6 protein-coding genes are annotated in these 6,025 nt (G+C 33.7%); 2 read left to right on the forward strand and 4 right to left on the reverse strand.

Features of this window, described 5'->3' with window-relative positions; translation table 11 throughout:
- Window positions 1-474: 474 nt before the first annotated feature.
- Window positions 475-1,455, forward strand: coding sequence for an AEC family transporter (locus PQG54_RS11230; protein ID WP_271790641.1), 981 nt, complete (start codon window positions 475-477; stop codon window positions 1,453-1,455).
- Window positions 1,456-1,457: 2 nt separating this feature from the next.
- On the opposite strand, the gene PQG54_RS11235 is transcribed toward PQG54_RS11230, so the two are convergent.
- The 4 genes from PQG54_RS11235 to PQG54_RS11250 form a co-directional block, all read right to left on the reverse strand.
- Window positions 1,458-1,943, reverse strand: coding sequence for a YdcF family protein (locus PQG54_RS11235; RefSeq protein ID WP_271807725.1), 486 nt, complete (start codon window positions 1,941-1,943; stop codon window positions 1,458-1,460).
- 130 nt (window positions 1,944-2,073) lie between these two features.
- Complete coding sequence (locus tag PQG54_RS11240; RefSeq protein WP_271790643.1) at window positions 2,074-2,256, reverse strand: hypothetical protein; 183 nt, start codon at window positions 2,254-2,256, stop codon at window positions 2,074-2,076.
- A gap of 73 nt (window positions 2,257-2,329) precedes the next feature.
- On the reverse strand, window positions 2,330-3,070 hold the full coding sequence (locus tag PQG54_RS11245) for a hypothetical protein (RefSeq protein WP_271790644.1): 741 nt from the start codon (window positions 3,068-3,070) through the stop codon (window positions 2,330-2,332).
- 490 nt (window positions 3,071-3,560) lie between these two features.
- Entirely contained in the window at window positions 3,561-4,079 is a 519-nt protein-coding gene (locus PQG54_RS11250; protein WP_271790645.1) for a hypothetical protein, read from the reverse strand.
- Between the two features lie 262 nt (window positions 4,080-4,341).
- Between PQG54_RS11250 and PQG54_RS11255 the strand changes: the two genes are divergently transcribed.
- Entirely contained in the window at window positions 4,342-5,904 is a 1,563-nt protein-coding gene (locus PQG54_RS11255) for a hypothetical protein (protein WP_271790646.1), read from the forward strand.
- Window positions 5,905-6,025: the final 121 nt, after the last annotated feature.

Below are 6,025 nucleotides of genomic sequence, written 5' to 3' on the forward strand. Positions count from 1 at the left end.
CAACGCAATATTAACAACAACAGAGAATTTTATACTTGCTATTATATGTCGGCAAAGGCTCAATAACGCCACCCAAGCTATTAAAATTGCTATAAAAATAAATCAATATATGATCCAGCAAAAGAAAAATGTGCGATTGCAGATTATGCGCTTTACGATTTGTCAAATTATTTTCAAGAACGTGTCCTTATCATTGCGATCCCAACCCTATCCATACTTCTTTTTTTGAAAAATCGGCAGTCAATCAGCCATTATCTGACTTTCAGAAAACAAGCCCTCACTTCCGATCTTGCACCCCGAAAGAGTTCCTATATTATATTACTGTTTCTACCTTAATCTTAAAAAAGCGCTATCTTAACAACTATGATCAAATAGACAAAAATTATTTTACTGACTATCAGTCTTAACAAAATTTATATATTCAATTTTAATAAAACTATTTTGCCTTCTTAATTTCAATGATAAAAGCGCTTTATGAATCATTTATTACAATCTGTTGGGATCATTATTCCCATTATATTTATCCTCATTTTTGGTTTTTTTTCAGCAAAAAGAAATATTTTTGGTGATAATGCCAATGCGATTTCTGTTCTCAGCAAATTGGTCTTAACCATTACATTACCCCCTGTATTATTTGCAGGAACCCTCAGCGTTTCCAAAGAACAGCTACACGGTGCTTTATTACTATTTCTGGCTCTATTACTAAGCACCATATTGATTTATTTAATTGGGTTTTTCGTTGCCAGAATTGTTTTTAAGAGAAATATTATTCAATCCTCATTAGCAGGTCTGGGCGGCAGTTTTTCAGCAGGTCCATTCTATGGCCCCGCATTGCTGGATCCTTTATATGGACATAACAGCAGTGTCGCCATCAGCATGATTGCTTTGGTCATTAATTTGGCATTAATTCCTTTGGCAACCATCATCATCGAAATTGAACTGGAAAAACAAAGTGCCACACAACAAAAACCAATCTATCAACTTATCGGAAGCTCTATCTATCATGCAATTATAGATTGTCCTTATGTGTGGGCGCCTTTACTAGGGATTATTTTATTATTTTGTGGGGTCAAATTACCCAGTTTTATCAGTGATACCTGCTTTCTAATTGGCAAAGCCACTTCTGGCATTGCCATCTTTGTTGCAGGGATGACATTGGCAGTCAATCGGTTTCGATTAACAAAAGAATGTATCGGTTTTGCCCTAATCAAGGATATTGCTTTGCCTGCTGCTTTCTTTGGCATAGCCTCTCTCTGGTTATTAAAATCAGGAACAGCGATTTTTAATGAGGGGCTATTATTATGCGCCATGCCTTCCGGTCCCATGATTATTTTACTCAGCAACCAATATAAACAATATCAAGAAGAATCTGCATCCATTCTAGCAATTTCTACTTTTACCATGATTATCACCGTTTCCATTTTGATCGGATTTCTTAATCTATCTGTTCACTGATTTTATTTCAGATTTAACCAATAGGCTGGATATCCCAACATTTCACGCGGAACAGAGAAAAAATCACGCCAAGAAGTATAATTGGGTGAACCTTGTCCAATTTTATCAATGCCAATCGCTTGAAATGCCAATTTTGTACGTGGAATATGGAAATATTGAGAAATGATAATTACGGATTTCATATGATTTGTTTGCATATATTCAGCAGTATTCTTGGCAGTTGCTCGGGTATTCACACCTTGACTGTCTTGAATAATCGCTTGTTGAGGAATACCATGATCCACCAAATATTGTGCCATGACACTGGCTTCATTATATCCCTCTAGCCCTGTGCCACCACTGACTAAAATAACAGGTGCATATCCTTGTTGATAGACGCTGATTGCTTTATTCAATCGTGCTTCTAGCCCGCGGCTCGGGGTACCGTCCCGTTCCACTTTGGTTCCCAAAACAACCATCAAATCTGTTTTGAATAAGTAATCTCTCATCCCACCCATAATAATAAACAGCATTACTAGACAATATAAAATAATAACAGAACAAATCAGTTTAAACATAAATAAATACAAACAACATGAATGAATACGAACAAATTATAAAGTTTGAAACATACCATATTTATAAAAAATATAACCGTTTAAATCTTCTTTTTTGCAGTGTTTTCTTTTTCATATATCGAGCAATCAACTTATACATAGTCGCAACACTCGTGACCACAGCTACTATATTCCCTGCAATATCCCCTGGAATAACATCCAAGAAACTTTGAAAAATCTGCATCATCAAGTCGGAATGATTCATTTTATCCTCCATCAAAAAGGCATAAAAAAAGACGCTGTTGCGCCCCATTTCATGCCTCAAATAATTCAACAGGTTAAATCAATATAGTACCCGTTGCATCAACCCATTGTTCCCCATTCCACCAACAAGGTTTTTTAGAGACTGGATCCCATGCTTGAGTTCCTTCCAATAACCCCTGTGTTTCGATTGTGTTTTTATGGGATACAACTAATTGATCAACTTTAACGACCCCAGATAAAGAAATACCCTCTTTGGCGTCAATTGTTAATACAGGATCTCCTTGTATTAACAATTGTAAAGATTGATCATCAGCACGGTTCATCATTTGCAATTGCATTCCATCACCTATAAACACGCTGCAACTGTCTGAAGGATTATCGGACATGATACTTGAAAATTCTAATGAGCATCTACCTGCTGATGCTAAAAATTGATAAGAATTAATAACTTCACCTGTATCAGAAGCTCCCTCGGAACCATTCAAAATTAAATTTGATCCTAAAGATTGCAAGTTAACTACTGAATAATAGTGGCTAGGCGTATCATTAAAAGTAATATCTAAACGGGCTTGGTTTGCTTGTACAATTGAACGATAATGATTATATTGAGGGGTAGAGTTCAAATCAACCACACAATAACCACTTTGCAAACTTGTTCTTTTGGCGTCTTCTTTTAAAATGGTATCGATCATTAACCCTGCATCATCGGTTTTTAAGGTTAATGAATTCATCTCATTATGCGCATCATGGCTAATCACTAGACCTGCATTATCACTTGTTACTAATGATAAATTTTTATTCGCTACATCTGTCATGTTTTTTCTTTCTTAAAAAATAAAAATATATTTATTAAGAGCTCTTGTTAAAATCAATTTTCTTATAAATTACAATATTTTACTTACTTTATTAAACAATGCCTCAGAAAAACAAAAAAAGCGCAATATGCGCTTTTTATTCAAGGTATTAAATTGTTTAAATAGCTGCTCTTTTGCATAACATTATTGAACTAATGTTAACCATAAATATATGATGGACTATATCTTATCATTTACTATAAACAACAAAATACCATCTTGCTTATACTACCATACATACTTGATCAAAACAACTATAGTTTGAATAATACTCTTTTTAATATACAAATATTTATATTCTGTTTTAATTCAATTGATTAATGGTGTCCACGGCGGACATCGAATTCTATTATTTAAACCTTATATGATAATAATTTTTAGTTAAATATTTTTTTGATACCTACAATAATACCGACATATATTATCTATATATAGATCTATATAATTCAACTCACCCATCAATCGCCTGTTGAAACCGGTCGACATTATCTTGCCAGACGGCTTTGCCCAGAGCGGTGTTGTAGTATTTTTTGTGATATTGAGCCATGGCGCTTGCATCATTGGCCAATGGCAACTCTGCTGGGATACGAAGGTAAAACACACGACACATTGCTGCTGCAAAGAATAGATCACCAATCATTGTCTCTGCTTTGGGAATACCATTATTATCGGCATTAAAAGTGCCAGCTATATTTTTAAGCAATGCTGCAAGATGGCTGCGTTTTGGATTACTCAGAAAGTTCTTCCAAATATCATTATAGGTTGCTGGCTCCATCTGCATGGCACCCACAGCAGGGCCATTGCCGAGTTGCTTGAGATATGTGCAACCTCCAGCATATCCCTCTGCCAAGAACGTTCCTGTGACTTGGTTAATGGCACGCGCGCCACCAAGACCCAAATAATCCAATGCTGGGGTGATAATTTCTTGTTTTAAGTGCAGAATATAAATTCCACCCATGACTTTACTCATGATGATTTCCTATAATGATTTTTAATGATAATTTTGAGGCTGTACTTTATTGGGTAGTTAGTTTTTACCGCCTCAGGTAAAAACCTATTTCCTGATGGCAGGAAAAACTGATTTTATTGTTTATTTAATACCGTTTGTTTTGAGTATTATAATTTAACCAATTTCGTTGTATGGCGAAAATGGTTATAATAAAAATTTGTCTAACAATCATAAACCTATATATTATGTACGTAACAATATATTTTATTTTTTGAGGTTTATAATGTCAGCAACAAATTATATTACGCTACCGATAAATTGTATTATCCTTGACTATGCGAACCCTCGTTTTAAAACAAGATATCAATTTGATGTAAATACACCTCAAGAAATTTTAGCAAAGGCTACTATTAAACAAGATCCACTTGCTTTTCTGGAACTTCTGAAAGATATCAAAGGCCGTAATGGTCTGTTACAAGCACAATCTTTATGCGTTTTACCAATGCCATCTAATTCACAACAATATCTAGCATTGGATGGAAATAGACGTATTACCAGCCTTAAACTTATATCCTCACTCTTAAACAAAGATATTATCTGTAAAAATAACGCGTTAATTACATTTGACACTAACTTTTTAAATAAACTCGAAACTTTTTTAAATAATATTACCACGCAGGAAATAACAAACATAAAATCTTTGCAAATTGATTGTTATCTTTTTAAGACCAGAGAAGAAGCCGAACCTACTTTATTAGCAAGACATGGAGGTCAATCAGGTGGGGCAGGACAACAAACATGGAAACCAATTGATAATCAATTGTATCAAGGGGATGCAACGTTGGTTGATGTTATCTCATTTGTTGAACGAAATTCAACCTTTCCAGATAATGAATGGTTAGAGATTAAAGACTATCTGTGGGAACAAGGTGCATCTACGCTGGAGTATATTATAGGCAATAAATTTTTTAGAGATACATTCCAAATTTCTTCTAAGCAAATTGATTCAACTACTCACCCTACATTTCAAAAAAATCCAGAAATATTAATCAATATGCTTAGTGTAATAGTCAAAGATATTAAAAACGCTAAAATCAACACCCGTTTGATTAATACAGCAGCTAAGCAAGAGGATTATATAAAATCACTATTATCTAATAATCAAAATAGCAGTAGTTTAAAGAGCCCCGAACTTTTTTATAATTACACACTACAAAATACAACTGAACATCCAAGAATAAATCAAAAACCTATCTTACATAGCAGACCACAAGATAGTAAAATTAATACACTCACTCCATCACCTACAGTCAGCAATATTTCTACTCAAAAAACAGTACCAACACCCTTAACCTCAACACCAACCAAAAAAGTTACCAATTCAACACCTAAAGCACTCAAGCAAATCAATCAATTACATTTTAATAAAGAAATAGAAAAGAAACTTAATAATTTAGAAAACCAGAAACTCATACATTTATATTATACATTAACGAAAACAAAAATTGACACAATAACGAATGATTATACACCCTTATTAACCGTAGGATTATGGGCTTTTCTTGAAACACTAACTGCATATATTGAACGTAAAGAGACAACGAGTTTTGATAGTTTTCTAAATAAAGATAAATTGAATAAATGGAATTTCAAAACAGAACAAACTAAAGAATATGTAAAAAAATTTAAAATAATATCAGATCTTGGAAATGCAACAAAACATAGTGCTCTTGATGCCTGTTATAACACAACCCAACTTAATAATGACCTCACTTGTATCGAACCTGTTATTTTAAAGTGCATAGAAGAAGCTATAAAACTTAAAAATAATTCTACTGGCCAATAAAAATAAAATGGTGTAAAATTAAAAAACATTTCTTCATCGACAAGATATAACCTAATGAGAAACTTTGTTTCCCCGCTCAGATACCCCGGTGGTAAAGCATGTCTGTATAATATGCTTGTAC

This window comes from Commensalibacter communis, from assembly GCF_947179015.1.
Lineage (GTDB): Bacteria > Pseudomonadota > Alphaproteobacteria > Acetobacterales > Acetobacteraceae > Commensalibacter > Commensalibacter communis.